Source organism: Methylobacterium sp. SyP6R (assembly GCF_019216885.1).
GTDB lineage: Bacteria > Pseudomonadota > Alphaproteobacteria > Rhizobiales > Beijerinckiaceae > Methylobacterium.
Window position 1 is genome coordinate 1018319 of sequence record NZ_JAAQRC020000001.1, and the last position, 24072, is coordinate 1042390.

General features: G+C 69.3%; 20 protein-coding genes. 9 read left to right on the forward strand and 11 right to left on the reverse strand.

The window, feature by feature from the left end; all coding sequences use genetic code 11:
• Window positions 1-220 precede the first annotated feature (220 nt).
• Window positions 221-1639 (reverse strand): FAD-binding oxidoreductase, encoded by a 1419-nt coding sequence (locus HBB12_RS04600; RefSeq protein WP_236988274.1) that lies wholly within the window; start codon window positions 1637-1639, stop codon window positions 221-223.
• A 244-nt stretch (window positions 1640-1883) separates the two neighbouring features.
• Here HBB12_RS04600 and HBB12_RS04605 point away from each other — a divergent pair, with 244 nt between their 5' ends.
• On the forward strand, window positions 1884-2459 hold the full coding sequence (locus HBB12_RS04605) for a thioesterase family protein (RefSeq protein ID WP_236988275.1): 576 nt from the start codon (window positions 1884-1886) through the stop codon (window positions 2457-2459).
• 9 nt (window positions 2460-2468) lie between these two features.
• Here HBB12_RS04605 and HBB12_RS04610 read toward each other — a convergent pair whose 3' ends face one another.
• A complete protein-coding gene (locus HBB12_RS04610; RefSeq protein WP_236988276.1) occupies window positions 2469-2720 on the reverse strand; it encodes a hypothetical protein in 252 nt (83 codons plus the stop codon).
• A 134-nt stretch (window positions 2721-2854) separates the two neighbouring features.
• Here HBB12_RS04610 and HBB12_RS04615 point away from each other — a divergent pair, with 134 nt between their 5' ends.
• Window positions 2855-5215: an ATP-dependent helicase gene (locus HBB12_RS04615; protein WP_236988277.1), complete on the forward strand. Its 2361-nt coding sequence runs from the start codon at window positions 2855-2857 to the stop codon at window positions 5213-5215.
• Window positions 5216-5258: 43 nt separating this feature from the next.
• Here the strand turns inward: HBB12_RS04615 and HBB12_RS04620 are convergent, their stop codons facing one another.
• The gene (locus tag HBB12_RS04620) at window positions 5259-5468 is read right to left on the reverse strand and encodes a hypothetical protein (protein WP_236988278.1); all 210 of its coding nucleotides are present in this window, start codon (window positions 5466-5468) and stop codon (window positions 5259-5261) included.
• Between the two features lie 132 nt (window positions 5469-5600).
• Between HBB12_RS04620 and HBB12_RS04625 the strand changes: the two genes are divergently transcribed.
• The 3 genes from HBB12_RS04625 (at window position 5601) to HBB12_RS04635 (ending at window position 8035) form a co-directional block, all read left to right on the forward strand.
• Window positions 5601-6317, forward strand: a complete 717-nt coding sequence (locus HBB12_RS04625; RefSeq protein ID WP_048433019.1) for a PhoH family protein — start codon at window positions 5601-5603, stop codon at window positions 6315-6317.
• Window positions 6318-6762: 445 nt separating this feature from the next.
• Window positions 6763-7413: an NAD(P)-dependent oxidoreductase gene (locus HBB12_RS04630; RefSeq protein ID WP_236988279.1), complete on the forward strand. Its 651-nt coding sequence runs from the start codon at window positions 6763-6765 to the stop codon at window positions 7411-7413.
• A gap of 4 nt (window positions 7414-7417) precedes the next feature.
• Window positions 7418-8035: an SOUL family heme-binding protein gene (locus HBB12_RS04635; RefSeq protein WP_236988280.1), complete on the forward strand. Its 618-nt coding sequence runs from the start codon at window positions 7418-7420 to the stop codon at window positions 8033-8035.
• 196 nt (window positions 8036-8231) lie between these two features.
• Here the strand turns inward: HBB12_RS04635 and HBB12_RS04640 are convergent, their stop codons facing one another.
• Window positions 8232-9266, reverse strand: coding sequence for an alpha/beta hydrolase (locus HBB12_RS04640; RefSeq protein WP_236988281.1), 1035 nt, complete (start codon window positions 9264-9266; stop codon window positions 8232-8234).
• 204 nt (window positions 9267-9470) lie between these two features.
• On the opposite strand from HBB12_RS04640, the gene meaB reads away from it, so the two are divergent.
• The 3 genes from meaB to HBB12_RS04655 all read left to right on the forward strand — a co-directional run bounded on the left by meaB (window position 9471) and on the right by HBB12_RS04655 (window position 13155).
• Window positions 9471-10448, forward strand: a complete 978-nt coding sequence (gene meaB, locus HBB12_RS04645) for a methylmalonyl Co-A mutase-associated GTPase MeaB (RefSeq protein WP_236988282.1) — start codon at window positions 9471-9473, stop codon at window positions 10446-10448.
• A gap of 420 nt (window positions 10449-10868) precedes the next feature.
• Window positions 10869-12257 (forward strand): UDP-N-acetylmuramoyl-L-alanine--D-glutamate ligase, encoded by a 1389-nt coding sequence (gene murD / locus HBB12_RS04650; protein ID WP_236988283.1) that lies wholly within the window; start codon window positions 10869-10871, stop codon window positions 12255-12257.
• A gap of 79 nt (window positions 12258-12336) precedes the next feature.
• The gene (locus tag HBB12_RS04655) at window positions 12337-13155 is read left to right on the forward strand and encodes an endonuclease/exonuclease/phosphatase family protein (protein WP_236988284.1); all 819 of its coding nucleotides are present in this window, start codon (window positions 12337-12339) and stop codon (window positions 13153-13155) included.
• Here HBB12_RS04655 and HBB12_RS04660 read toward each other — a convergent pair.
• The 6 genes from HBB12_RS04660 to HBB12_RS04685 all read right to left on the reverse strand — a co-directional run bounded on the left by HBB12_RS04660 (window position 13088) and on the right by HBB12_RS04685 (window position 21502).
• Window positions 13088-14524 carry a phospholipase D-like domain-containing protein gene (locus tag HBB12_RS04660; RefSeq protein WP_236988285.1) on the reverse strand — a complete coding sequence of 479 codons (1437 nt, stop codon included), beginning with the start codon at window positions 14522-14524 and terminating at the stop codon, window positions 13088-13090. The genes HBB12_RS04655 and HBB12_RS04660 overlap by 68 nt on opposite strands.
• Window positions 14525-15003: 479 nt before the next feature.
• Window positions 15004-16830, reverse strand: coding sequence for a translational GTPase TypA (typA, locus tag HBB12_RS04665; protein WP_236988286.1), 1827 nt, complete (start codon window positions 16828-16830; stop codon window positions 15004-15006).
• Window positions 16831-16996: 166 nt separating this feature from the next.
• Entirely contained in the window at window positions 16997-18331 is a 1335-nt protein-coding gene (locus HBB12_RS04670; protein WP_236988287.1) for a TAXI family TRAP transporter solute-binding subunit, read from the reverse strand.
• 180 nt (window positions 18332-18511) lie between these two features.
• On the reverse strand, window positions 18512-20113 hold the full coding sequence (locus HBB12_RS04675) for an O-fucosyltransferase family protein (RefSeq protein ID WP_236988288.1): 1602 nt from the start codon (window positions 20111-20113) through the stop codon (window positions 18512-18514).
• A gap of 231 nt (window positions 20114-20344) precedes the next feature.
• On the reverse strand, window positions 20345-20539 hold the full coding sequence (locus HBB12_RS04680) for a hypothetical protein (RefSeq protein ID WP_236988289.1): 195 nt from the start codon (window positions 20537-20539) through the stop codon (window positions 20345-20347).
• 135 nt (window positions 20540-20674) lie between these two features.
• Complete coding sequence (locus HBB12_RS04685; RefSeq protein WP_236988290.1) at window positions 20675-21502, reverse strand: substrate-binding domain-containing protein; 828 nt, start codon at window positions 21500-21502, stop codon at window positions 20675-20677.
• Between the two features lie 173 nt (window positions 21503-21675).
• On the opposite strand from HBB12_RS04685, the gene HBB12_RS04690 reads away from it, so the two are divergent.
• Entirely contained in the window at window positions 21676-22995 is a 1320-nt protein-coding gene (locus HBB12_RS04690; protein ID WP_272913244.1) for an MFS transporter, read from the forward strand.
• Here HBB12_RS04690 and HBB12_RS04695 read toward each other — a convergent pair whose 3' ends face one another.
• Window positions 22996-23673, reverse strand: coding sequence for a haloacid dehalogenase type II (locus tag HBB12_RS04695; RefSeq protein ID WP_236988291.1), 678 nt, complete (start codon window positions 23671-23673; stop codon window positions 22996-22998).
• Window positions 23674-24072 lie beyond the last annotated feature (399 nt).

The following is a 24072-nucleotide window of genomic DNA, read 5'->3' on the forward strand; positions in this document are numbered from 1 at the left end:
TTCCGGGGCCGCGCAGCGGAGCCCGGAATCCAGAACCGCAGGATGTTCAGAAGAAAGCGGAACGCTGTCCGCCTTTTCCTGACAAAACTGAGTGTCTGGATTCCGGGCTCCGCTGCGCGGCCCCGGAATGACGCGGAGGGTGTGAGTTCACGTGGGGGATCACGGACAGAACACTGAACCGGCACCGCCTTATCGGCAATGCCGGCCATCGCGTGGAGCCTTAAACCACCACCACCTTCCCGGGATTCATGATGTTGTCCGGGTCGATCGCGCGCTTGAGCGTGCGCATCAGGTTCAGCGCCTCGGGCCCGTGCTCCAGCTCCATGAAGCGCATCTTCTTCTGGCCGATGCCGTGCTCGCCGGTGCAGGTGCCCTCCATGGCGATCGCCCGGGCGACCAGGCGCTCGATGAAGCCGGTGACCCGGGCGATCTCGTCGGGATCGTCCATCATGACAAGCGGCGAGGTGTGGAAGTTGCCGTCGCCGACATGGCCGGCGATCGGCGCCGTGATGCCGCTTTCGACGATGTCGCGCTTGGTCTCGTCGACGCATTCGGCCAGCCGCGAGATCGGCACGCAGACATCGGTAGCGATGACCCGGGCCCCCGGCCGCATGGCGACCGCGGACCAGTAGACGTCGTGGCGGGCCTGCCAGAGCCGGGTCCGCTCCTCCGCCTTGGTCGCCCACTCGTAGGGCCCGCCCTCGAATTCCGCCGCGATCTCGCCGAAGCGCTCGGCCTGCTCGCGCACGCTGGCATCCGTGCCGTGGAACTCGACCAGCAGGAGAGGGGTCTCGGGCAGGGTGAGCTTCGAATAGGCGTTGCAGGCCGCGACCTGAACCTCGTCCAGAAGCTCGATCCGGGCCACCGGCAGGCCGGACTGGATCGTCACGATGACGGCGTCGCAGGCCGCCTTGATGCTCGGAAAAGGACAGACGCCGGCGGAGATCGCCTCCGGGATGCCGGCGAGCTTCAGCGTCAGTTCGGTGATGATGCCGAAGGTGCCCTCCGAGCCGACCATCAGCCGGGTCAGGTCGTAGCCGGCCGAGGTCTTGCGCGCGCGCGGGCTGGTGCGGACGACGTCGCCGTTCGGCATCACGGCGGTGAGCGACAGCACGTTGTCCTTCATCGTACCGTAGCGCACCGCATTGGTGCCGGATGCCCGGGTCGCCGCCATGCCGCCCAGCGAGGCGTCGGCGCCGGGATCGATCGGGAAGAACAGGCCCTGGTCGCGCAGGTGCTCGTTCACCGCCTTGCGGGTCACGCCGGGCTGGACCACGCAATCCAGGTCCTCGGCATGGACCGCCAGCACCTTGTTCATGCCGTTCATGTCGATCGAGATGCCGCCGAACGGCGCGTTGACGTGGCCCTCGAGCGACGTGCCGGTGCCGAAGGCGACGACCGGCATCTTGTGCGCGGCGCAGACCCGCACGATTGCCTGCACGTCCTCGGTGCTCTCGGCATAGACCACCGCGTCCGGCGGCTGGTTGGCGACCCAGGTCAGGGTGCTGCCATGCTGCTCGCGCACCGCCTGCGAGGTGACGACACGGTTGCCGAACTGCGCCGTCAGCTCGCGGATGACCGCCTCGACGGTCTCAGGGCTTGGTCGGGCGCGGCTGGGGGCGGGGCTCTGGGCGTTCATGGCGGATCTCCCGGACGGTTCTCGCGGCGGACGGTGCTGCTTGTTAAAACCGCCAGCCTTTTGCCGGCACTCTAGCAGCCGCTTCCAGGCCGGCATATCCGGCGGCCCGGTCACGGAGAAGTGCGCTGGATGGCCGCCACCTTGCCCCAAGGTGCAACCCATTCGGGGATGCATCCCGTGTCCAAGCGTGGTACGTGCCAGGGCGCCCTTGTCATCCCGCCTGCGCCCGACCGGGAGCCCCACAATGGCAGACGACCGCCCCGCTTCGGTCTTCTTCTTCGCGCCGTTCGTGTCGTCGACGATGGCGATCGAGCCGGGCTGGATCGACTATAACGGCCACCTGAACATGGCCTATTACCACGTCCTGTTCGATCGGGCGGTGGACGAGGCGTTCGGAGTCGTCGGCCTCGGGCCCGACTACATGGATTCCGGGCGCGGCACGACCTTCGCGGCCGAGGTCCATGTGCGCTACCGCCGCGAACTGGTCCTCGACGATCGGGTCCGGGTGACGCTGCAACTCATCGGCTTCGACGAGAAGCGCATCCACTTCTATTCCGAGATCCGCCACGCCAGCGAGGGATGGGTCGCCGCCACCTCCGAGAACCTGTCCCTCCACGTCGATCCGGAAACGCGGCGCGTGGCGCCGTTCCCCGAGGACATCCAGGCCAATCTCTCGGTCATGCTCGGCTCGCATGCAAGGCTTCCGCGGCCTGACGACCTGGGCCGGACGATCGGCATCGCTGCCCGCGGCCGCGACGGCCACAATGCCCGGCCGGACACCATGGCCTTTGCGTCCGCCGGGGCCCGGGTCAGGCACTGACCACGCCGCTCAGCGGTGCGGCACGACGATCGGCGCCGGGGGCGGCGGCGCGATGCTCTGCTGACGCTGGATCTGGCCCTGGAGCTGGTTGGTCTCGAACCGGTTCTGCTGCTGGATGCTGCGGGATTCGGCCCCCGATTCGATCGAGCGGTTGATCCCCTCGACCCTCTGCTGGGCGCGGTTGGTCGGCACCTGGTTCTGCGCCAGCGCCGGGAGCGGCGCGGCGGCGAGAGCCAGGATCAGGAGGGCATGGGCACGCATCGGGGTCCTCTCCGTGGGCGAAGGGTTTTTCATCGAGAACGACGCCGCTCCCGCGGCAAGGTTCCGGCGCCTCGCCCACAGGCATGCGCCCGCCACCCTCGACGCCGTTCGCGTTTTGGTCCAGTGATGCGGGCATGACTCGCGAACTGCCCGCCGGGACCGCCCCCACCTCGATCTCCGCCCGCGCCCGCGCCGCGGTGGTGCCGCAGGACGCCTCCTACCTCACGGGGCTCAATCCCGAGCAGCGCCGCGCCGTCGAGGCGACGGACGGGCCGGTCCTGGTGCTGGCCGGCGCCGGCACCGGCAAGACCCGGGTGCTCACCACCCGCATCGCCCACCTGATCTCGACCGGGCGCGCCCGGCCCTTCGACGTCCTGGCGGTGACCTTCACCAACAAGGCCGCCCGGGAGATGAAGGAGCGGATCGGCACGCTGATCGGCCCGGCCGGGGAGGGGATGCCGTGGCTCGGCACCTTCCACGCCATCGGCACGAAGATCCTGCGCCGCCACGCCGAGCTGGTGGGCCTGAGCTCCGACTTCACGATTCTCGGCACCGACGACCAGTTGCGGCTCTTGAAGCAGGTGATCGCCGCCGCCGACCTCGACGAGAAGCGCTGGCCGGCCCGCAGCCTCGCCGGCACGATCGACGGCTGGAAGAATCGCGGCCTGTCGCCCGAGCAGGTGCCGGCCGGCGAAGCCTCGGCCTTCGGCTTCGGCAAGGGCGGGGGGCTCTATGCGGCCTATCAGGAGCGGCTGAAGTCGCTCAACGCCGTCGATTTCGGCGACCTGCTGCTGCTCTGCCTGAAGCTGTGGCGCGAGAACCCGGACGTGCTGACCAATTACCAGCAGCGCTTCCGCTATATCCTCGTCGACGAGTACCAGGACACCAACGTCGCGCAGTATCTCTGGCTGCGCCTGCTGGCGCAGGGCCACCGCAACGTGGCGTGCGTCGGCGACGACGACCAGTCGATCTATGGCTGGCGCGGGGCCGAGGTCGACAACATCCTGCGCTTCGAGCATGATTTTCCGGGCGCCCTGGTGGTGCGGCTGGAGAACAACTACCGCTCGACCGGCCACATCCTCGCCGCGGCCTCGGTGCTGATCGCCCATAACGAGGGCCGGCTCGGCAAGACCCTGCGCACCGACAGCCCGGAGGGCGAGAAGGTCACGGTCACGGGCGCCTGGGATTCGGAAGAGGAAGCCCGCCTCGTCTGCGAGGAGATCGAGAGCCTGCAGGCCAAGGGCCACAAGCTGTCGGAGATCGCCGTGCTGGTGCGCATCTCGGCCCAGATGCGCGAGATCGAGGACCGCTTCGTCCAGCTCGGGCTGCCCTACCGCGTCGTCGGCGGCCCGCGCTTCTACGAGCGGGCCGAGATCCGCGACGCGCTGGCGTATTTGCGCATCGTCGCCAACGGCTCCGACGACCTCGCCTTCGAGCGCATCTTCAATACGCCCAAGCGCGGCCTCGGCGACGCGACGCTCCAGGCCCTGCACGGGCTCGCCCGCCGCGCCAAGGTCCCCCTGCTCCAGGCCGCCCGCATGATGAGCGAGACCGAGGAGCTGAAGCCGAAGCCCCGCTCGACCGTGCGCGCCCTGTGCCAGAGCTTTTCCCGCTGGGCCAAGCTCCTGGAGGACCAGCCGCATACGGAGGTGGCGCAGACGATCCTGGAGGAATCCGGCTACACCGAGATGTGGCAGAAGGAGCGCACCGCCGACGCCACCGGCCGCCTGGAGAACCTGAAGGAGCTGGTGCGCTCGATGGAGGAATTCCCGGACCTCGCCAGCTTCCTCGAGCACGTCTCCCTCGTCATGGACGTCAACGAGGCCGAGGGCGGCGACCGGGTCAGCCTGATGACGCTGCACGCGGCGAAGGGCCTGGAATTCGACACCGTGTTCCTGCCCGGCTGGGAGAACGGCCTGATGCCGAACCAGCGCGCCCTCGACGAGAGCGGGCGGGCCGGCCTGGAGGAGGAACGGCGTCTCGCCCATGTCGGTCTCACCCGGGCGCGCAAGCGGGCCAAGATCTCGTTCGCGGTCAACCGCCGCATCCACGGCCTGTGGTCATCGACCGTGCCGAGCCGCTTCATCGACGAGTTACCCGAAGCCAGCGTCGCGGTGCTCGAGGCGCCGGCCAGTTTCTCGCAAGGCCCCTCGCGCTTCGACCGGCAGGCGCCGGCCTTCGGGTCGTCCTATTCCACCCCGGGCTGGCAGCGGGCGCAGGCCCAGACCGCCGGCCAGGATCGCTACGGCCAGGGCGGCTTCGGCGGGGGAGGGCGCAGCCCCTCGCCCGGCCGGCGCGGGCCGCAGCAGATCGAGGGCACGCTGGTGGCCAAATCCACCACGGCCTCGGCCTACGAGGTGGGCGCGCGCATCTTCCACACCAAATTCGGGCCGGGCTCGGTGGCGGCCGTCGACGGCAACAAGCTCACCGTTGACTTCGACAAGGCCGGCCGGAAGATGGTCCTCGACAGCTTCGTCCAGCCGGGCTCGGGCTGAGGCCGTCCCGCGCGGGTGCCCCGCGCCAGACCGGGAGCGGCGATCAGGTGGCGACCTCGTCCAGCCAGCAGGTCCGCTCGACCATCGTCGTACCCCCTCCGGTCGATGCCCCTTCCACCGCTGTGTGGTTTTCATCACAACCGATCGTACCGTGCCATGCCCGCCGATTTCGCAGGGGCATGGTGCGGCGCGGCAATTGCTCGTTCATCATCGGCTGCTTACCCTGTTGGTCGAAACAGGCGGATTTGTCCACCGCCTGCGTCAACCCCGACCGGAACCGTCACGGCCGATGAGACTTTGAGTCATCACAACAACACGGGAGATCTGGGACACGAGAGAGGGCACACCATAGTCGGCACCGCAAGTCCAGTGGGAGTGTTGATCCGTGAAGAGACGACGCGCACGACTTGAACTGGTTGATGACCGCCCGATCCGAGTGCATCGCACTCGCTTCGAGGAAGAGCGCAACCCGCCACCGATTCAGCCGATGACGGCCCGTCAGGCCGAGTATCTGGACGCCCTCGGGTCCCACCCGCAAGTGATCGTGCTCGGCCCCGCCGGCACAGGAAAGACTTACATCGCCGGCACCCGCGCCGCGGACCTGCTGCGCCAGCGCCGGGTCGCGAAGGTGGTCATCACCCGGCCGAACGTGCCCTCCGGCCGCTCCCTCGGCTTCTTCCCCGGCACCCTCGAAGACAAGATCGCGCCCTGGGTCGCGCCGCTCACCGAGACGATGAAGGAGCGCATGGGCGACGGCGCCTTCGAGATCGCCGTGAAGGCCGGCGACATCGAGGTCGTCCCCTTCGAGGTCATGCGCGGCCGTACCTTCAAGAACTGCCTGGTGATCCTCGACGAGGCCCAGAACACCACCCCGGCCGAGATCAAGATGTTCCTGACCCGGATCGGCGACGACACCCAGGTCATCATCAACGGCGACGTATCCCAGACCGATCTGCGCGAGACCTCGGGGCTACGCACCGTCATCCATTTGGTCAAGAGCCGGATGATGCCGATCCCGATCGTCGAGTTCGGGCTGGACGACATCGTGCGCTCGGGGATCTGCGCGGAATGGGTGCGGGCCTTCGAGGAGGCGCGGGTGTGAGGGTGAGACGCCTGCCCGGCCGGGAGGTCGGGCAGGCTGTCGTCTTGAACGGCTTATCGACGAAACGGTTGAGCACGGCGCTTCGAAAATCTCCGCTGCCCGTCTGGCGCGCGAGAAGAGCGATTTGGCATGTCTTCTATCCCAATCTCGACCTCATCCTGAGGTGTTAGTCGATCGCGGATCGACTGACCTCGAAGGAGGGCTCCAGAGGTCTCAGAGTTATCTGGAGCCCTCCTTCGAGGCTCCCTACGGTCGCACCTCAGGATGAGGTCGAGGGTGGGGTGTAATAGGATAAGCGCCACGCGCCGCCCAACCCGCCAGATATCCCAGGCACATCGTCGCAACGCCGTCGCCCATCCCGAAATCTACCCCAGCGACAGCAACCATCCCGCGCCCGGACGTTTCCTTGGGATCGATCGATTCCCTCGCTCATCCAGGACGCAGCATGGCCCATCTCCTCGTCATCGGCGCCAGCCAGGGCATCGGGCTGGAGACGGTGAAGGCGGCGCTCGCCGCGGGACACCGGGTGCGGGCCTTCGCCCGCTCCGCCGGCAAGATCGCCCTTTCCGATCCGAATCTCGAACGCTTCCCCGGCGACGCCCTGTCGGTGCCCGACATCACGGCTGCGCTCGATGGGATCGATGCCGTGGTGCAGGCCCTCGGCGTGCCGTTCCGCGACCTGTTCGGGCCGGTACGGCTCTTTTCGGACGCCACCAACGTGCTCGTCCCGGCCATGGAGAAGACAGGCGTGCGCCGGCTGGTGGCGGTCACCGGCTTCGGCACCGGCGACAGCCGCGCGGCGATCGGCCCGCTCCAGCGCCTGCCGTTCCGCCTCGTCTTCGGCCGCGCCTACGACGACAAGGACGCGCAGGAAATCCGGATCCGGCAGAGCGGGCTCGACTGGACCCTCGTCCGGCCCGGCGTGCTCACCGGCGGGCCCGCGACCGGGCGCTACCAGGTGCTCGACCGGCCGTCCTCGTGGAAGAACGGGCTGATCGCCCGGGCGGACGTCGCGCAGTTCATCGTCCGGGAGATCGAGACCGGCGCCCATGTCGGGCGCCCGGTCGTGCTGATCCACCACCCGCTCCCGGTCTGATCCGATGGACAAGGTTCTCTACTACACCGTCACGCTGGTCGAATCGGTCCTCGGTGTGTTCGGGGTGCGCGCCTTCTACGACCAGCCGCGCTACGCGGTGATGGAGCGGCTCGACCGCGGCGTCGAGATACGGGCCTACGAACCGCGCATCGCGGTCGAGACCGATGCCCGAGGCCAGGGCGACGGCGAGGCCTTCGGACGGCTATTTCGCTACATCACCGGCGCGAACCGGGCCGGCGACCGCATCGCCATGACCGCGCCGGTGGAGGCTGGCGGGCAGCGCATCGCCGGTCAGACCATTGCTATGACGGTCCCGGTGGAGCAGGGGAACGGCGGCACGATGCGGTTCTTCCTCCCCCACGCCGTCGCGGCCGCCGGCCCGCCGGAACCGACCGAGGCGGGGGTTCGCCTCGTCACGGTGCCGCCGGAGCGGATCGCGGCCTTGCGCTTCTCCGGTCGCATCACGCCGGAGGTGCGGGCGGAGCAGGAGCGGATCCTGACCGAGGTGCTGCGGGCAGCAGGGAAAGCGCCGGCGGCGCCACCGTTCTTCATGGGTTACGATCCGCCGTTTGCGATCCCGTTCCTCAGGCGCAACGAGGTGGCCTTGCGGCTGGGGACGTGAGGTCTGGGCGCTTGGTTCCACGAAAGGTTCAAAGCAAAGTGCGTCCCCCTTTCCCGTGTGGGCGATCGCATCCACTTCCGATGGGTTAGCTCTCAAAGGAGAAGCGTGAATCCCCAAGCCCGCGTGAGACAGGGGATCCCCCGGCTTCAGTTTTTTGGTCTATTTGCTGGAAGAGAAATAATGATCAAACGACACGTCACCGCCCATCCGCCCGTGCCACCGCCCGCTTGATCACCTGCTGCACCTCGACGTTCGACAAAAACAGGTCGTGGTTGATGAAGCCGCTGCCATACTCCGACGCGTCGGCGACGCGCACACCGAGCGCCTCCAGCCGGCTGCGATCCGCCGCCCCCGCCCGCACCACGCCGCCCGCGATGGTGCTCGACAGTTCGAGCGCCCGGTCGTTGGTGGAGGAGATCACGGTGATCTTCTGCGCGGCGGTGCTTAAGCGCTCGATGCCGTTGGTGAACAAGTCGATGTCGATGTCGGGCGCGGCCAGCACGATGGCGCCGATCCGGTCCAGCGCCGCCTCGCCGGCATCGGCCCGCAGCATGCGCAGGGTCTCCAGGGTGAGCAGCGTGCCCATCGAATGGGCGACGATGTGGATGCGGCCGCCCTGCGCGGTGGCGAGCGCCCGCAGCAGATCCTCGAAGGCGTCGCGCGACCACAAGGCGCTCTCGCGGTCGTAGCCGTAATCGAAGGTCTTGCCCGCCGAGGGCCACGAGAACAGGCCGGAGACGCCGCGGAAGCGGATGCCGTCGGAGAGCTGCGCCGCGCTCACCGCCGCGGTCTCGAACGATTCGCGGTAGCCGTGGACGTAGATCAGGACGTCGCGGCCCAGCGCCGCTTCCGCGAAGGCGGTGGCGGCCTCCGGGCCGGTCACCACCCGCGGCGCCGAGGCGATGCGCCAGTCGCCGGTGACCACCGACGACACCTTGCCGATCAGCGAGCGGTCGGGCGGGGCGAGGCGCACCGTCGCGAAGGCGAGGCCGCGGCCGCGCTGGTCGGTGAAGTAGGGCGGGCGGCCGGCGGGATCGGCGGGGCGGCGGGTGGTGGCGACGAGCAGCACCGGGCTGACATCGAGGGCCGATTGCCGCTCCGGCCCCGGCGAGTCGCCTAGAAGGCCGCCACCGAATCCGCCGCCGAGGCAGCCCCCCAGCGACAGGCTGGCGAGGGCGGAGAGGCCGAGGCGGGCCAGGCCCCGGCGCGTCGGCACGGCGTTCGCTGTCATGTCGTCCCACTCGTCCCCGGCGCGAGGGCCGGTCTTCGCTTCGCTTTCAGGCCGGCGATGCGGCATGATCGTGGCCGTGGCGCGTCGGGGGACACATCGAGCCTGGGCAAAGCCGCGCTTGTTGCCCGAAGGTCACGCGTGTCGTCCCTTCGTCCACAGGTTCGGGCCCTCGACGGGCGCGCGGCGAGCCGGCAGAAAGGCCCCATGACCGTCCCGGCTCCCGACCTCGCCCAGCTCCTGTCCGGCAACCGCGCCGCCCTCGCCCGCGCCATCACGCTGGTCGAGTCGAAGCGGGCCGATCACCGGGCCGCCGCCCGCGAACTCCTCGATGCCGCCCTGCCGCATGCCGGAAAGGCGGTGCGGGTCGGCATCACCGGCGTGCCGGGGGTGGGCAAGTCCACCACCATCGACGCGCTCGGCGCCGCCCTGACCGCGCGGGGCCACAAGGTCGCGGTGCTGGCGGTCGATCCGAGCTCGTCGCGCACCGGCGGCTCGATCCTCGGCGACAAGACCCGGATGGCGCGGCTCGCCGTCGATCCGAACGCCTTCATCCGGCCCTCGCCCTCGTCGGGGACGCTGGGCGGCGTCGCCGCCAAGACCCGCGAGACGATGATCCTGTGCGAGGCCGCCGGCTTCGACGTGGTGCTGGTCGAGACCGTCGGCGTCGGCCAGTCGGAGACCGCGGTGGCGGATCTCACCGATTTCTTCCTGGTCCTGATGCTGCCCGGTGCCGGCGACGAGTTGCAGGGCATCAAGAAGGGCATCCTCGAACTCGCCGACATGATCGCGGTCAACAAGGCCGACGGCGAGGAGGGGATGCGCCGCGCCATGGCCGCCGCCGCCGAGTACCGGGCGGCCCTCCACATCCTGACCCCGGCGAGCGCCACCTGGTCGCCGCCGGTGACGACCATCTCGGGGCTCGCCGGCCAGGGGCTCGACGCCCTGTGGGACGCGATCCTCGACCATCGCAGCAAGCTCACCGCCACCGGCGAGATCGCCGCGAAGCGTCGGAGCCAGGACGTGAAGTGGATGTGGGCCCTCGTCCACGAGCGGCTGCATCAGCGCCTCACCGGCAGCGCCGAGGTACGCAAGGCGACGGCAGAGGCCGAACGCAGGGTCGCGGCGGGCGAGCGCTCGCCTGCGGCCGGCGCGGACCTGATCGCCGAGCTGATCGGGTTGTAGATCACTCGACCCGACTCCTGAGCGGAAAATCCTGCTCGAGCGGTCTCCACGCGCCTCTTCGATTGGTCTCCACAGAGCTCAAACCCGTCATGTCATTCCGGGGCCGCGAAAGCGGAGCCCGGAATCCAGACACTCGGATGGTGCCGATCAAGGCGAGAGGCGTTCCGATCAGTTCGGAACATCTTGCGGTTCTGGATTCCGGGCTCCGCTTTCGCGGCCCCGGAATGACGCGGAGGGTGTCGGTTCCTGTCGAGAGAACCGAGCGAGTACCCGCGGCCACGTATCGCCGCAAGGCAGCCCGCCCCACCTCATCCCACGGCAGAGCTTGACGAAGCGGTTCTCCGCGTCTCACTAACCGCCCAGAGACACGCGCCGAGCCCCGGCCCGGCGCCGCCCCGGCGCGAAGGCTCGAAGCGACGCATGACACCCTCCACCACCTTCGCCGGCCGGACGGTCGCCCTGTTCGGCCTCGGCGGCTCGGGTCTCGCCACCGCGCTCAGCCTCAAGGCCGGCGGCGCCCGGGTCATCGCCTGCGACGACAACCCGGCGCGGATGGAGGCGGCGGCCCAGCAGGGCATCGGGACCGGCGACCTCCGGCAGGCGGAGTGGACCACCTTCGCGGCGCTCGTGCTCGCCCCCGGCGTGCCGCTCACCCACCCGGCGCCGCACTGGACGGTGGATCTCGCCAAGGCCGCCGGCGTTCCGGTGATCGGCGACATCGAGCTGTTCTGCAGCGAGCGTGCGGCCACAAGTCCCGACGCGCCCTTCGTCGCCATCACCGGCACCAACGGCAAGTCGACCACCACGGCGCTGATCGCCCACGTGCTGGCGGCGTGCGGCCGCGACGTGCAGATGGGCGGCAATATCGGCACCGCCATCCTGTCGCTAGCGCCGCCGTCACCGGACCGGGTCCATGTGATCGAGCTGTCCTCGTTCCAGATCGACCTGACGCCGTCGCTGGCGCCGACGATCGGGGTTCTGCTGAACCTCACCCCCGACCACCTCGACCGCCACGGCGACATGGCTCACTACGCTGCCATCAAGGAGCGGCTGGTGGCGGGCGCCGCCCACGCGATCGTCGGCGTCGACGACGAGTTCTGCCGGGCGATCGCCGGGCGCCGCACGGGGCCGCTGACCCGGGTCCATGTGGGTGAAGCGGGGGAGGGGCCGGGGATTCTCGCCCGGAACGGCGTCGTCATCGACGGGCGGCCGGAGCCGGCGGAGGCTGTGGCGGATCTCTCCGGCATCGGCGCGTTGCGCGGCGCCCATAACTGGCAGAACGCGGCCGTCGCCTACGCGGTGGCGAGCGAACTGGGCATCACGCCCGACGCCTTCGCGGCGGCGCTCGCGACCTTCCCGGGCCTGCCGCACCGGATGGAGGAGGTCGGCCGGCGCGGCGCCGTCCTGTTCATCAACGATTCGAAGGCCACCAACGCCGATTCGACCGAGAAGGCGCTCTCGGCCTTCCAGCGCGTCCACTGGATCCTCGGCGGCAAGGCGAAGGAGGGCGGCATCGCGAGTCTCGCGCCGTATTTCCCCCGGGTCGCCCACGCCTACCTGATCGGTGCGGCGACCGAGGACTTCGCCGCCACCCTCGACGGGCAGGTGCCGTTCAGCCGCTGCGGCACGCTGAACGCCGCGGTCGCCGAGGCCGCGGCGGCAGCGGAGCGGGACGGAGCGGGGGAGCCGGTGGTGCTGCTGTCGCCGGCCTGCGCCTCCTACGACCAGTTCCGCAGCTTCGAGGATCGCGGCGACCAGTTCCGCGCGCTCGTGAGAGCCCTGCCGGGCCTGCGGGCCCCGGGCGACTGACGCGCCGTTCCCCGAATCGGCAAATCGGCGTATGCCGCTTCGCGCCGGCTCACGTTCTGAGCGCTTCCCCCGCGGTGCCATGCTGCCCCCCCAACGCCTCCTGCCCGCCGAGACCCCGGCCGCCCCCGGCCACGCGCCGCACCGGCCCGGCCCGCGCAAGATCATCAGCTGGAACCTGCTGCGGCGGACCGGCGCGACCGTCGACGCCCTCGAGGCGCTGATCGCGCAGGAGAAGCCCGACCTGCTGCTGATGCAGGAGGCCACGGTCGACATCACCGAGTTGCAGGCGAGGGCCGGCGGACACTACGCCTGGGCGCCGCTGCCGCGGCGCATCCACGGCCTGGCGATGTGGAGCCCGACCCCCTGGGCGACCCCGCCGCGGGTGATCACCCTGCCCTCGGGCGCCCTGATCGACCGGGTCTGCCAGATCCTCGATCTCGGCACCTTCGGGGTCGCCAACGTCCACCTGTCGCACGGCCAGGTGCTCAACCGGCGCCAGTTGCGCCGCATCGCCCAGCACCTGCCGGTGCGGGCGGCCGTACTCGGCGACTACAACATCGTCGGGCCGGCCCTGCTGCCGGGCTTCCACGATGTCGGGCCCCGCCACCCGACCCACGCCATGGTCGACCTCGTGCCCTTGCGCCTCGACCGCTGCCTGGTACGGGGGCTCACCTGCCGCGGCCAGGCGGTACTGCCGCGGGGCGCCTCCGACCACCGGCCGATCGTGGTCCATCTCGAACCCGGCAACCCGCAGGGCAAGCCTCAGCCCCTGCGCGACCGGATCGAGGCGTTCCGCGACCGCGCCGAGGACCTTCGCAAGCGGGCGCCGCTCAAAGATATGGCAGCAGCAATCGCACGGCGGCGTCGCGCAGGCGCACGGCCATCCCGCGAGAGTTGAGATCCTCGACCGTGAGGCGCTGCTCCATCTTGGCCCGCATCAACGTGTCGAGGTCGGCCGCGAAGTCGGTGTCGTAGACCTCGACGTTGAGCTCGAAGTTGAGCCGGAAGCTGCGGCTGTCCCAGTTGGCGCTGCCGACGAAGCACCAGGCCTCGTCCACCACCATCAGCTTCGAATGGTCGAAGGGCGGCCGGTCGAGCCAAATCCTGACGCCGGCCTCCAGTAGCGGCCCGACATGGGCCCGCGTCGCCCAGTCGACCACCCGGTGGTTGCTCGCCTGCGGGATGATGACGTCGACGGTGACGCCGCGCATCGCCGCGAGGCACAACGCCGTCAGCAGCGTCTCGCTCGGCAGGAAATAGGGGGTGGCGAGCCGCACCGAGTGCCGGGCGGTGGCGACCGCCTCCAGCACCACGAACTCGATCTTCTCGATGTCGGCGTCCGGGCCCGAGGTGACGACCCGGGCGAGCGACGGCCCGGCAGGCGGGATCTCCGGGAACCAGGCGGGTCCTTCCAGGTCCTCGCCCTTCACGAAAGCCCAGTCGCGCCAGAAGGCTTGCGCGAGCTGGCCGACCACCGGCCCGTCGATGCGGAAATGGCTGTCGCGCACCGGCTCGGGCGGGCTCTTCGCCATGACGTTCTCGTCGGCGATGTTGACCCCGCCGACGAAGCCGACCCGGCCGTCGACGAGCAGCAGCTTCTTGTGGGTGCGCAGGTTGAGGAACGGCATCCGCCAGGGCAGCGCCGAGTGCATGAACAGGCCGGCCGGGATGCCCAAGCGCCGCAGCCGCCGGTACATCGCCGGGAAGAAATAGCCGCTGCCGATGCCGTCGATCAGCACGCAGACAGCGACGCCGCGGTCCTGGGCTGCGCGCAAAGCCACCGCGAAGGCCCGGCCGCTGTCGTCGTCGCGCATGATGTAGCTCGACAAGGCGACGCTGGTGGTCGCCTCGTCGATCGCCGCCAGCATCGCCGGATAGGCCTCGTCGCCGTGGCGGTAGCGCCGGATGCGGTTGCCGGCGACCAGCGGCAGGCCGCTGATCCGCTGCACCGCCTGCTTCAGGGGCTGGAAGTCGTCGGGCACCTCGGCCACCGGCGCCGGCGGCGCGCCGGGGCGGGGGCCGGGCAGGACCGGCAGGCGGCGGGCGCGCCGGCTCACCCGGTTGATGCCGAACATCACGTAGAGCAGGCTGCCGAGCAGCGGCGAGAGCCAGACGAGCCCGATCCAGCCGATCGCCGCGCTGACCTCGCGCTTGCGCATCAGCGCGTGCACTGTGACGACGACCGCCAGGGCGAGGCCGATCGGCGCCAGCACGTCGGACCGGATCGAGGTCAGGATCCCGAGCCAGCGGTAGATCTCGTGTTCCACACGGCCTCCTGCCGGCGCGTCCGCGTCGCTCTCACGGCCGGGATACGGGAGGACGGACCCGGAATCCACTTGAGCGAACCGGCAGTCCACCGATCACGCCGGACTTTCGAAGAAATATCCGTACCGAGGATGGCGCGGGTTTCCCCCCGCTCCCCGTGGGTGGCAGGGCTGTCCGGGCAAAAGAAGTAGCGCAGGCTTTTCCCTCCCCCCTCTGCGGGGGAGGGTGCCCCACGGAGTGGGGCGGGAGAGGGGCAGCGCGACGCTACTCCAGCTGGCGCCCGTCACCATGGTCGCGATCTCTCCGGAAACGGCGTCCCCTCTCCCGGCCTGCTCCGCAGGCCACCCTCCCCCGCAGAGGGGGGAGGGGAAAAGCCTGCGCCATCCTGTCTGGTCGCCTCGACAGCACCACGGCCTGAAAAAAGAAAATCCCCCGCCCCGAAAGGGGCGAGGGACGAACTATCAAACCATCAGGCGGCCGATCAGGCGCTCAGCGACTCCTTGGCCCGCTCCGCCCGCTTGCGGTCGTTCGGGTCGAGGACGGCCTTGCGCAGGCGGATCGACTTCGGGGTCACCTCGACCAGCTCGTCGTCCTGGATCCAGGCGAGCGAGCGCTCGAGGGTCATGCGGATCGGCGGGGTCAGGCGGACCGCCTCGTCCTTCGAGGTGGTGCGGATGTTGGTGAGCTTCTTGCCCTTGAGCACGTTCACCTCGAGGTCGTTCTCGCGGTTGTGCTCGCCGATGATCATGCCCTGGTAGACCTTCCAGCCCGGCTCGATCATCATCGGGCCGCGATCCTCGAGGTTCCACAGGGCATAGGCGACGGCCTCGCCCTGGTCGTTGGACATCAGCACGCCGTTGCGACGGCCGGCGATCTCGCCCTTGTAGGGCTCGTAGGCCTTGAACAGGCGGTTCATGATCGCGGTGCCGCGGGTGTCGGTCATCAGCTCGCCCTGGTAGCCGATCAGGCCGCGGGTCGGAGCGTGGAACACCAGGCGCAGGCGGTTGCCGCCCGACGGGCGCATCTCGATCATGTCGGCCTTGCGCTCCGACATCTTCTGCACGACGACGCCGGAATACTCCTCGTCGACGTCGATCACGACCTCCTCGATCGGCTCCATGATCTCGCCGGCCTCGTCCTTCTCGAAGACGACGCGGGGACGCGACACGGCGATCTCGAAGCCCTCGCGGCGCATCGTCTCGATCAGGATCGCGAGCTGAAGCTCACCGCGGCCCGAGACGTAGAACGAATCCTTGTCGGCGGCTTCCTCGATCTTGAGCGTGACGTTGCCCTCGGCCTCCTTGAACAGGCGGTCGCGGATCATGCGGCTCGTGACCTTGTCGCCCTCGGTGCCGGCGAGCGGCGAATCGTTGACGATGAACGACATCGTCACGGTCGGCGGGTCGATCGGCTGGGCCTGGATCGGGGTCTCGACCTGGGGATCGCAGAAGGTGTCGGCGACGGTGCCCTTCACGAGGCCCGCGATCGACACGATGTCGCCCGCCTCGCCCATCTCGATCGGCTGGCGCTCCAGGCCGCGGAAGGCCAGGATCTTCGAGACGCGGCCGGTCTCCACGACCTTGCCCTCGCGGTCGAGGACCTTGATCGCCTGGTTCGGCTTCACGGTGCCGGCGGCGATGCGGCCGGTGATGATGCGGCCGAGGAAGGGATTGGCCTCGAGCAGGGTGCCGAGCATCCGGAACGGGCCGTCCTCGGTCTTGGCCGGGGGAACGTGCTCCAGCACCAGGTCGAAGAGCGGGGCCAGCCCGTCATCCTGCGAGCCCTCGGGCGAGGTCGCCATCCAGCCGTTGCGGCCCGACCCGTACAGGATCGGGAAGTCGAGCTGCTCGTCGGTGGCGTCGAGCGCTGCGAACAGGTCGAACACCTCGTTCACCACCTCGGTGATGCGGGCGTCGGGCCGGTCGACCTTGTTGACCGCCACGATCGGGCGCAGGCCGATCTTGAGCGCCTTCGAGACCACGAACTTGGTCTGCGGCATCGGGCCTTCGGCGGCGTCGACCAGCACGATCACGCCGTCGACCATCGACAGGATGCGCTCGACCTCGCCGCCGAAATCGGCGTGGCCGGGGGTGTCGACGATGTTGATCCGGGTGTCCTTCCAGACCACCGAGGTGGCCTTGGCCAGGATGGTGATGCCGCGCTCCTTCTCGAGGTCGTTCGAGTCCATCGCGCGCTCCTCGACCCGCTGGTTCTCGCGGAACGAGCCGGATTGCTGGAGCAGCTTGTCGACCAGGGTCGTCTTGCCGTGGTCGACGTGGGCGATGATGGCGATATTGCGCAGCTTCATAGGATATCCGAAGCAAACAAAGCCCGGCACGCCGCGGGCCGCCAGAATGGCAGCCGGACGCATCGAGCCGGGGGAAAACTGTTGCGTCGCAATATAAGGGATAGGGCTTTTTCGCAAGAGGGCCCGGTATCGCCCCTTGTCGGGGAGGCGCCGGCCTCCAGATGGGTCACTCGGCCGCGGCTGACAGCGGGTCCGGTCCGCGATCGACGGAATGGGCGTGTCTCTCCAGCAGAACGGCGCGGCGCTCCGCGATCGCCCGCCGCGCCTGGTCGAGGCCGAGGGTGAAGGCCGCGACCCCGGCATTGTCGATCGCCCCGGTGCCTGCCCGGGCGAGCGCCGCGGCCAGGATCTCGTCGGCCTGCCGCTCGAGGTCGGTCAGTTCCAGTTCGTCCTCGACGTCGCGGCTCGCCCGCACGATGGCGAGCAGCTGGCGCAGGAGCGCCATGTCGCGGGCCCGCGACCGGTTGGCCGCCCGCGACACCAGGGTGGCGGCGGCGGAGCCGAGAATCGAGACGCACATCACCAGGAGGTAGAACCAGTCGCCGTAGCGCTCGAAGAAGCTCTCGACCTCGCCCTCGTAATACGCCTGGGCGCCGGGATGCACCGGCAGCGACGCGCTCTTCGAGGTGTCGGGCGCCTCGATCTGGTTGGCGAGCGGCACCTCGGCGGCGAGGCCGGGCCGGTTGACGAAGAGCAGCCGCGTCAGTTCCGAGACCACGGAATCGGCGATTTGCGCCTGGGCCACCAGCCGGTGGCTGACCCCGACGGTGGTGACCGTCTCGGCCGGGCGCGGCGGCGTGCCGCCGAAGGTGCCGCGGGCGATCTCGACGCTCTCCAGCGCCGGCCAGCGCCGGGCCAGCACCGCCGCCTCGCCGATCGGGATGAAGGTCGCCGTGCCGCCTCCCCGCGTGATGCCCGCCACGACCTCGCCGGCGGTGCGGCCGGTCAGCGGGCTCACCACCATCACGGCATCGACCCGCCCCTCGCGCAACGCCTGGCCCGCCTCCTGCCCGTCGCCGAGGGGGATCGTCGTCACCGCATCGGCCGGCACCTCGTAATGTTCGAGGATGTGGGCGAGCAGCCGGGTGTTACCGGCCGGGTTGCGCACGATCCCGATCCGCTTGGCCTTCAGGTCCGGCACGGCGGCAAGGCCAGGGTCGGCCGCCAGCAGCAGCACCGCGTCCCGGTGCAGGATCGCCACGGTCTGGGTGCGGGCCGGGATGCCGACATCGGAGCGCACCACCGCGAGGTCGGCCTTGCCGTGCTCCGCCGTCTCGGCGCTCTCGGCAACGCCGCTCGTCGCCACGAGCCGCAGGCGCACGTCCTCGTGGGTGCGGGCGAGCGACTGCGCCACCGCCGCGACGAGGCGTGCATCCTCGCTCCCCGACGGCCCGACGGCGACGCGCAGGGTCGTCGGCTGCCCGAGCCATTGATAGGCGAGGAGCGCCGTCGCCACGAGGGCGAGGACGGTCGCGAGGACGATGGGAACGTAGCGCCGCATGGACCCTCATCCAAGCAGAGCGGCAGGGCGCGACTCCGCTCGCTTCCTTGCTTTTGCATCATTTTGGTCGCCGATCCGGCGACCACTCCGGCGAATGATGCTCGGAGCCCTTACCCTGGGCAGCCGGCCCGGATTCGGCAATCAGGCCGATTGGCGCGGGCGGCGATCGGCGGGGCGCCGTCAGCGCCCGGCGATGCGGTCGATGGAGAACTTCGCGTTGGACACGATCCGGTCGCGATGCTCCTCGGGGATCTTCGCCTCCATCAGGAGCTGGATGCAGGCGCGAAGACTCTCGACGGGACGCCCGGTCCACGACGCCGCGACGGCGTATTCGTCGATCAGCGCCCAGTCGTAGATCCAGGGCTCGACGGCCCGGCCGCCGGGCGGCAGGCGGATGCCGAGGCCCCGCGACGCCAGGGCATGGGCCTCCTCGTACCGACCCTGAGCGCGCGCATGCTGGGCGGCGCCGTGCAGCGCCTCCGCCCGCGACGGGGCCACACCGGCCGCCCGCTCGAAGGCCGCCAGCACCGCCTCCGGCGCCTCGCCGAGCGCGGCCTTCAGGCGCGCCGCGCGGGTGAGGGCGAGATAGACCTCCTCGCGGTCGGGCCCGCCGAACTCGCCCCGCGCGAGATACTGGTCGTGCGCCGCCCGCACGGAGCCGGCGACCTCCAGGATCTGCCCCAGTTCGTAGCCGCAGGACGGATCGTAAGGATCCTCCGCAGTCGCCAAGCGGGCCGAGCGGAACGCGCCCTTGTCGTACCGGACGGCCAGCCGCGGACCGAGCGCGTTGTAGATGCCGTGGTTGCCCACCTGTCCGGACTGGGCGAAGCGCTCCAGCGCGGCCATCCCGGAGAAGGTCGACCGCGACGTGCCGACGAAGAACGGCGCCGCGAGCGCGATCTCGAAATCCACCAGCGAGCGTTCGAGAAGGTTCACACCGCCGGACTGGAACGTCTCCACGAGGTCGGACTTCCAGAACGCCTCGATGTCGTAGGTCTCGCGCAGGGATCGGCGGATCGTCTCCTTCCCCTCGACGAGGGCCGCCTCGTCGCAGACGATGTAGAGTTTCGAGGTGCCGCTGGGATAAGTCGCGCGAAACTTGCGGACGATGCTCTCGGCCGAATGCCGGTTGTCTTCGTTGTGGCCGACCTCCGGATCGACGCGGATCCGGACGTGATCGTCCCAGTCGCGCTCGATGCGCATCTGGACCACGTGGGCGATGCCCAGCCGATCGAAGACGATGTCCCGCAACCGCGACGTGTCGGGCGCGCTCCGCGCCGCCGGCACCAGGGCGCGGAAGAACCGGACCACGACGCTGTCGCCGTCGAGCGCTCCGGACGCGGCCGCGTGGGCGATGTGACGCTCGCCGTGATGGAAGAACTCCCAGCCGCCTTCGTCGCCGGCGGGCGCGCGATCGAGGATGGTGACGCCGACCGTCTCCGCAAAATCCCGCAAGCGGGCCACGTCGAACGCCGCGGCGATCGGCACGCGCTCGTGGATGAAGGTGATCTGATCGAAGATCACGATGTCCGGCAGGATGATCCGGCGGTCGTCTCCCGCCATCGCCTTGAGGAACAGGCCGAGGAGGGCGATTTTCTGGTTGTTGATGCCGCCCCTGTTGTACGAATAGCAAAGCGGTCGGCCGGCATTCTCGGATGGATGAACCACACACGATCCCTTTTCGTGGATGTCGGCCCCGAGAAAATTTTTCGGACTTACAAGCCGAACACGGAAAGCCTGTTGGGACAGTGCCCCTCCGTCACGCGAGGTTCCGCCGATCATCCACGATGCGCTGCGGGCTGCCAACCCCGATGTGATGGGCATCGCGTCGAGGCGTGACTGCCAGGTCGACGATGAGGGCCGTTGAACGCCCCATCATGATCCATGATCGCCCACGGAAATCAGACCCTCCGGGTCATCCCGGGTTCTCGGCGTCGTCGAGCCCGGGGATGACCCGGAGGGTGCTATGACGACCGCGACGGTCAAATGGACTTTGACCGCCGATCCGCCCGCTTACAGGGCCACCCGCAAGCCCAACGCGACCACCGCCACGATCGCCGCCCCCAGGGCCGGGCCGAGTGTCGCGATCACCAGGGCGCCCGGGTGATAGCCCGGTGCCGCGAGGTAGCGCTGATGCGCGTTCTTCTCCTGCCGGAGCAGCGGCGCCGATCCGCGCGCCGCTGCTCCGGGCGTCCAACCCTGTCGCATGATGCCGTCCCCGCCCGCTTGGCCGCCCCATCTGGGGGCGGCGCGAGACCTGTTGTGTGGGTCCCATCAGGGCCTGAGCGGCGTGAAGAGGGGGTGAATCCGATCGCTCGCATTCTCCTCGTCGTGAATCAGGGGTTAGCGGGCCTTGATCGGGTCGAGGCCGGTCTCGACGATCGTGGCGGCGTGGTCCGGCGCCGAGAGCCAGGCGATCAGGGCGCGGGCCTCGGCGGGGTGCTTGGCGCCCTTCGGGATGCCGGCCGAGAACAGCGTGACCTTCTGCACCTCCGGCGGGATCGGCCCGACGATGGTGATGCCCTTGATCGGTTTGAGCTCGGCGATCTGCTGGAAGCCGAACTCGGCGTCGCCCCGGGCGACGACGTTGCCGACGCGCTCTGCGACGATCATCTTGCTCCTGGGCGCCAGTTCACTCTCCAGCCCCAGCTTCTTGTACATCTCCTTCTCAATGTAGACGCCGCTGGCGCTGTCGGAATAGGCGATCGAGGTGGCGCCGAGCAGCGCCTTCCTGAAGGCGTCGAGGGTGGAAATGTCCGGTACCTTGGCCCCGGCCTTCACCGCCAGCGCGATCTTGGAATCGGCGAGCGCCACCTTGCTGCCCGGCTCGATCTTGCCCTCCTTGTCGAGGGCGTCGAGGGCGTAGCCGACCATGATGACCACGTCGGCCGGCTCGCCGCGGGCGAGGCGCACGGGAATCGCCTCCGGCGCCGTGCCCATCGACGGGCCGAAGGCGGTCACGACCTTGTCGCCGGTCTTCGTCTCGAAACCCGGCACCAGGGCCTCGTAGGCGGCGGTGAAGCCGCCGGAGATCATCACGTGCACATCCGCGGCCCTGGCCGGGGCGGCGAGGGCAAGCCCGGCCGCCAGGCCGACGGCCATCAGGGCGAGGCGGCGTGCGCCACGGTCAGCGCGCGACGCCGTCATGGTCGTGAATCCGGTCTTCGTCATGCTTCCTCCCGGGGATGCCTCATGGAGATGTCCCGGCAGCATTCCCTGTTGGCAACCCAGCCGCCGCGCAAGCTCCATCGAATTTCGAGGGATGAAATTTCTGTATCAAACGTGCTGAGGATCGCTGTAGACAGAGCCCAATCCAGGGAGCCCGCGTTCGGGAGGAATTGAGCATGGCAGGTCCGGTCCACGGTCCGCAGGGGTCGAAGGTCGCCACGGTGTTGCGCGTCACGAGCGGCAACTTCCTGGAGATGTTTGACTTCTTCCTGTTCGGCATCTACGCGAGCCACATCTCGAAGGCGTTCTTCCCGGCGGAGAACGAGTTCGCTTCGCTGATGTTCACCTTCATGGCCTTCGGCGCCGGCTTCCTGATGCGGCCGCTCGGGGCGATCTTCCTCGGCGCCTATGTCGACCGGATCGGCCGGCGCCGGGGCCTCATCGTGACGCTCGGCATCATGGCGGCCGGCACGGTGCTGATCGCCTTCGTGCCGTCCTACCAGACCATCGGCCTCGCGGCCCCCTTCCTGGTGCTGATCGGCCGCCTGCTCCAGGGCTTCTCCGCGGGCGTCGAACTCGGCGGCGTGTCGGTCTACCTCGCCGAGATGGCGACCCCCGGCCGCAAGGGCTTCTACGTCTCCTGGCAATCCGGCAGCCAGCAGGTCGCCGTGATGGTGGCGGCGCTGATCGGCTTTACCTTGAGCCGCGCCCTGATGCCGACCCAGATGTCCGAGTGGGGCTGGCGCATCCCGTTCTTCATCGGCTGCATGATCGTGCCGTTCCTGTTCTACATCCGGCGCTCGCTGGAGGAGACCCAGGAGTTCCTGCACCGCAAGGAGCGCCCGTCGCTGCCCGAGGTCTTCGCGTCGTTGGGCCAGAACTGGCAGATCGTGCTGCTCGGCATGCTGCTGGTGGTGATGACCACGGTGTCGTTCTACACCATCACGGTCTACACTCCGACCTTCGGCAAGAGCGTGCTCAAGCTGTCCGAGACCGACAGCCTGATCGTCACCTTCCTCACCGCCCTGTCGAACCTGTTCTGGCTGCCGGTGATGGGCGCGCTCTCCGACAGGATCGGCCGCAAGCCGATCCTGCTGGCCTTCTCCGCGCTCACCCTGCTCACCGCCTATCCGGCGCTGGCCTGGCTCACCTCGAACATCTCGTTCACCAACATGCTGATCACGCTCCTGTGGCTGTCCTTCCTGTATGGCAGCTACAACGGCGCGATGGTGGTGGCGCTGACCGAGATCGTCCCGGCCAAGGTCCGCACCACCGGCTTCTCGCTCGCCTACTCGCTCGCCACCGCGCTCTTCGGCGGCTTCACCCCGGTCGTCTCGACCTGGCTGATCCAGACGCTCGGCAACAAGGCGGCGCCGGGCCTGTGGATGGCCTTCGCGGGCGCCTGCGGCCTCGTCGCGACCCTGCTGATCTACCGCCGCGGCGCACCCGCCGCCGCCGGGGTTCCGGGCAATGCCCGCCCGGTCGCCGGCGAGTAATCAGGCCAGCAGCCCGTCGAGGGCGCGGATCTCGCGCACGGGTGCGAGATCCGGATACTCGTCGGGCTGGCCCGTCCGGTTGACCCAGACCGGGGCAAAGCCGTAGGCCGCCGCCCCGGCGATGTCCCAGCGGTTCGACGATACGAACGCGATCCGCTCCCGCGCGACGCCGAGGCGCTCCGGCGCCAAGGCATAGGCGCGGGGCGAGGTCTTGAAGATGCCGGCCGGATCGACCGACAGGACGGCGTCGAGATGACCTTGGAGATTGGCCGCCGTCACTGCCGCATCGAGCATGGCGGTGTCGCCGTTCGACAGGATCGCGGTCTTCAGGCCTTCCCGGCGCAAGGCCTTCAGCGTGCCGGGCACCTCCGGATAGGCGTCGAGCGCGCGATAGGCCTCGAGCAGGCTTGCGCGCACCTCGCGGTCCACCCCCGGATGGCGGGCGAGAGCAAAATCCAGGGCCCGCTCGGTCAGGGTCCAGAACGGCGCGCAGCGCCCGCACAGCGACAACACCCAGGAATATTCGAGCTGCTTCTGCCGCCAGGTCTCGGACAGCCTCGGCGCCTCCGGCCCGATCGCGGCGGCATGGCGCTGCACGGCGGAATGGACGTCGAGCAGGGTGCCGTAGGCGTCGAAGACGACGGCGTCGGCGCGGTCGAGCGGGGCGGGGAGGGGCATGGCGGCCTCGTGGCGTCGCGGGCGGGATCGCGCCTGACAACGCGCACGGCATGACGCCGGGTTCAACATGGAGCCTGTCCGACCCCAGTCGAACATTCGTCCCACCCCACGACCTCATCCCGAGGTGTCAACCCAACGGCCCAAGATGCTGACGCATCGATTCGATCTCGGGCAGGCCCGAGATCGACGGGGCCGTCGACCCATCTCGAATTTTCGACACCAAGCCCAGAAGTCCGGGACCTCGGGCTTGGCGTAAATTCGAGACTTGGCAAAAATTCGAGAACGGGACCAAAGGTCGTTTTCACCGACCGTTGGTATCAGCCATCGACGATGGACCGACCTCGAAGGAGGGCTCCGGAGAGGGCATAGCGTTCCGGAGCCCTCCTTCGAGGCCTCCGC

Coding starts and splice junctions, on each gene's coding strand:
- HBB12_RS04655 (WP_236988284.1), top strand. CDS start 12,337: ATGCTGCCCCCCCAACGCCTCCTGCCCGCCGAGACCCCGGCCGCCCCC.
- HBB12_RS04690 (WP_272913244.1), top strand. CDS start 21,676: ATGGCAGGTCCGGTCCACGGTCCGCAGGGGTCGAAGGTCGCCACGGTG.
- HBB12_RS04680 (WP_236988289.1), bottom strand. CDS start 20,539: ATGCGACAGGGTTGGACGCCCGGAGCAGCGGCGCGCGGATCGGCGCCG.
- HBB12_RS04675 (WP_236988288.1), bottom strand. CDS start 20,113: ATGATCGGCGGAACCTCGCGTGACGGAGGGGCACTGTCCCAACAGGCT.
- HBB12_RS04670 (WP_236988287.1), bottom strand. CDS start 18,331: ATGCGGCGCTACGTTCCCATCGTCCTCGCGACCGTCCTCGCCCTCGTG.
- murD (WP_236988283.1), top strand. CDS start 10,869: ATGACACCCTCCACCACCTTCGCCGGCCGGACGGTCGCCCTGTTCGGC.
- HBB12_RS04605 (WP_236988275.1), top strand. CDS start 1,884: ATGGCAGACGACCGCCCCGCTTCGGTCTTCTTCTTCGCGCCGTTCGTG.
- HBB12_RS04610 (WP_236988276.1), bottom strand. CDS start 2,720: ATGCGTGCCCATGCCCTCCTGATCCTGGCTCTCGCCGCCGCGCCGCTC.
- typA (WP_236988286.1), bottom strand. CDS start 16,830: ATGAAGCTGCGCAATATCGCCATCATCGCCCACGTCGACCACGGCAAG.
- HBB12_RS04600 (WP_236988274.1), bottom strand. CDS start 1,639: ATGAACGCCCAGAGCCCCGCCCCCAGCCGCGCCCGACCAAGCCCTGAG.
- HBB12_RS04685 (WP_236988290.1), bottom strand. CDS start 21,502: ATGACGAAGACCGGATTCACGACCATGACGGCGTCGCGCGCTGACCGT.
- HBB12_RS04640 (WP_236988281.1), bottom strand. CDS start 9,266: ATGACAGCGAACGCCGTGCCGACGCGCCGGGGCCTGGCCCGCCTCGGC.
- HBB12_RS04630 (WP_236988279.1), top strand. CDS start 6,763: ATGGCCCATCTCCTCGTCATCGGCGCCAGCCAGGGCATCGGGCTGGAG.
- meaB (WP_236988282.1), top strand. CDS start 9,471: ATGACCGTCCCGGCTCCCGACCTCGCCCAGCTCCTGTCCGGCAACCGC.
- HBB12_RS04695 (WP_236988291.1), bottom strand. CDS start 23,673: ATGCCCCTCCCCGCCCCGCTCGACCGCGCCGACGCCGTCGTCTTCGAC.
- HBB12_RS04635 (WP_236988280.1), top strand. CDS start 7,418: ATGGACAAGGTTCTCTACTACACCGTCACGCTGGTCGAATCGGTCCTC.
- HBB12_RS04615 (WP_236988277.1), top strand. CDS start 2,855: ATGACTCGCGAACTGCCCGCCGGGACCGCCCCCACCTCGATCTCCGCC.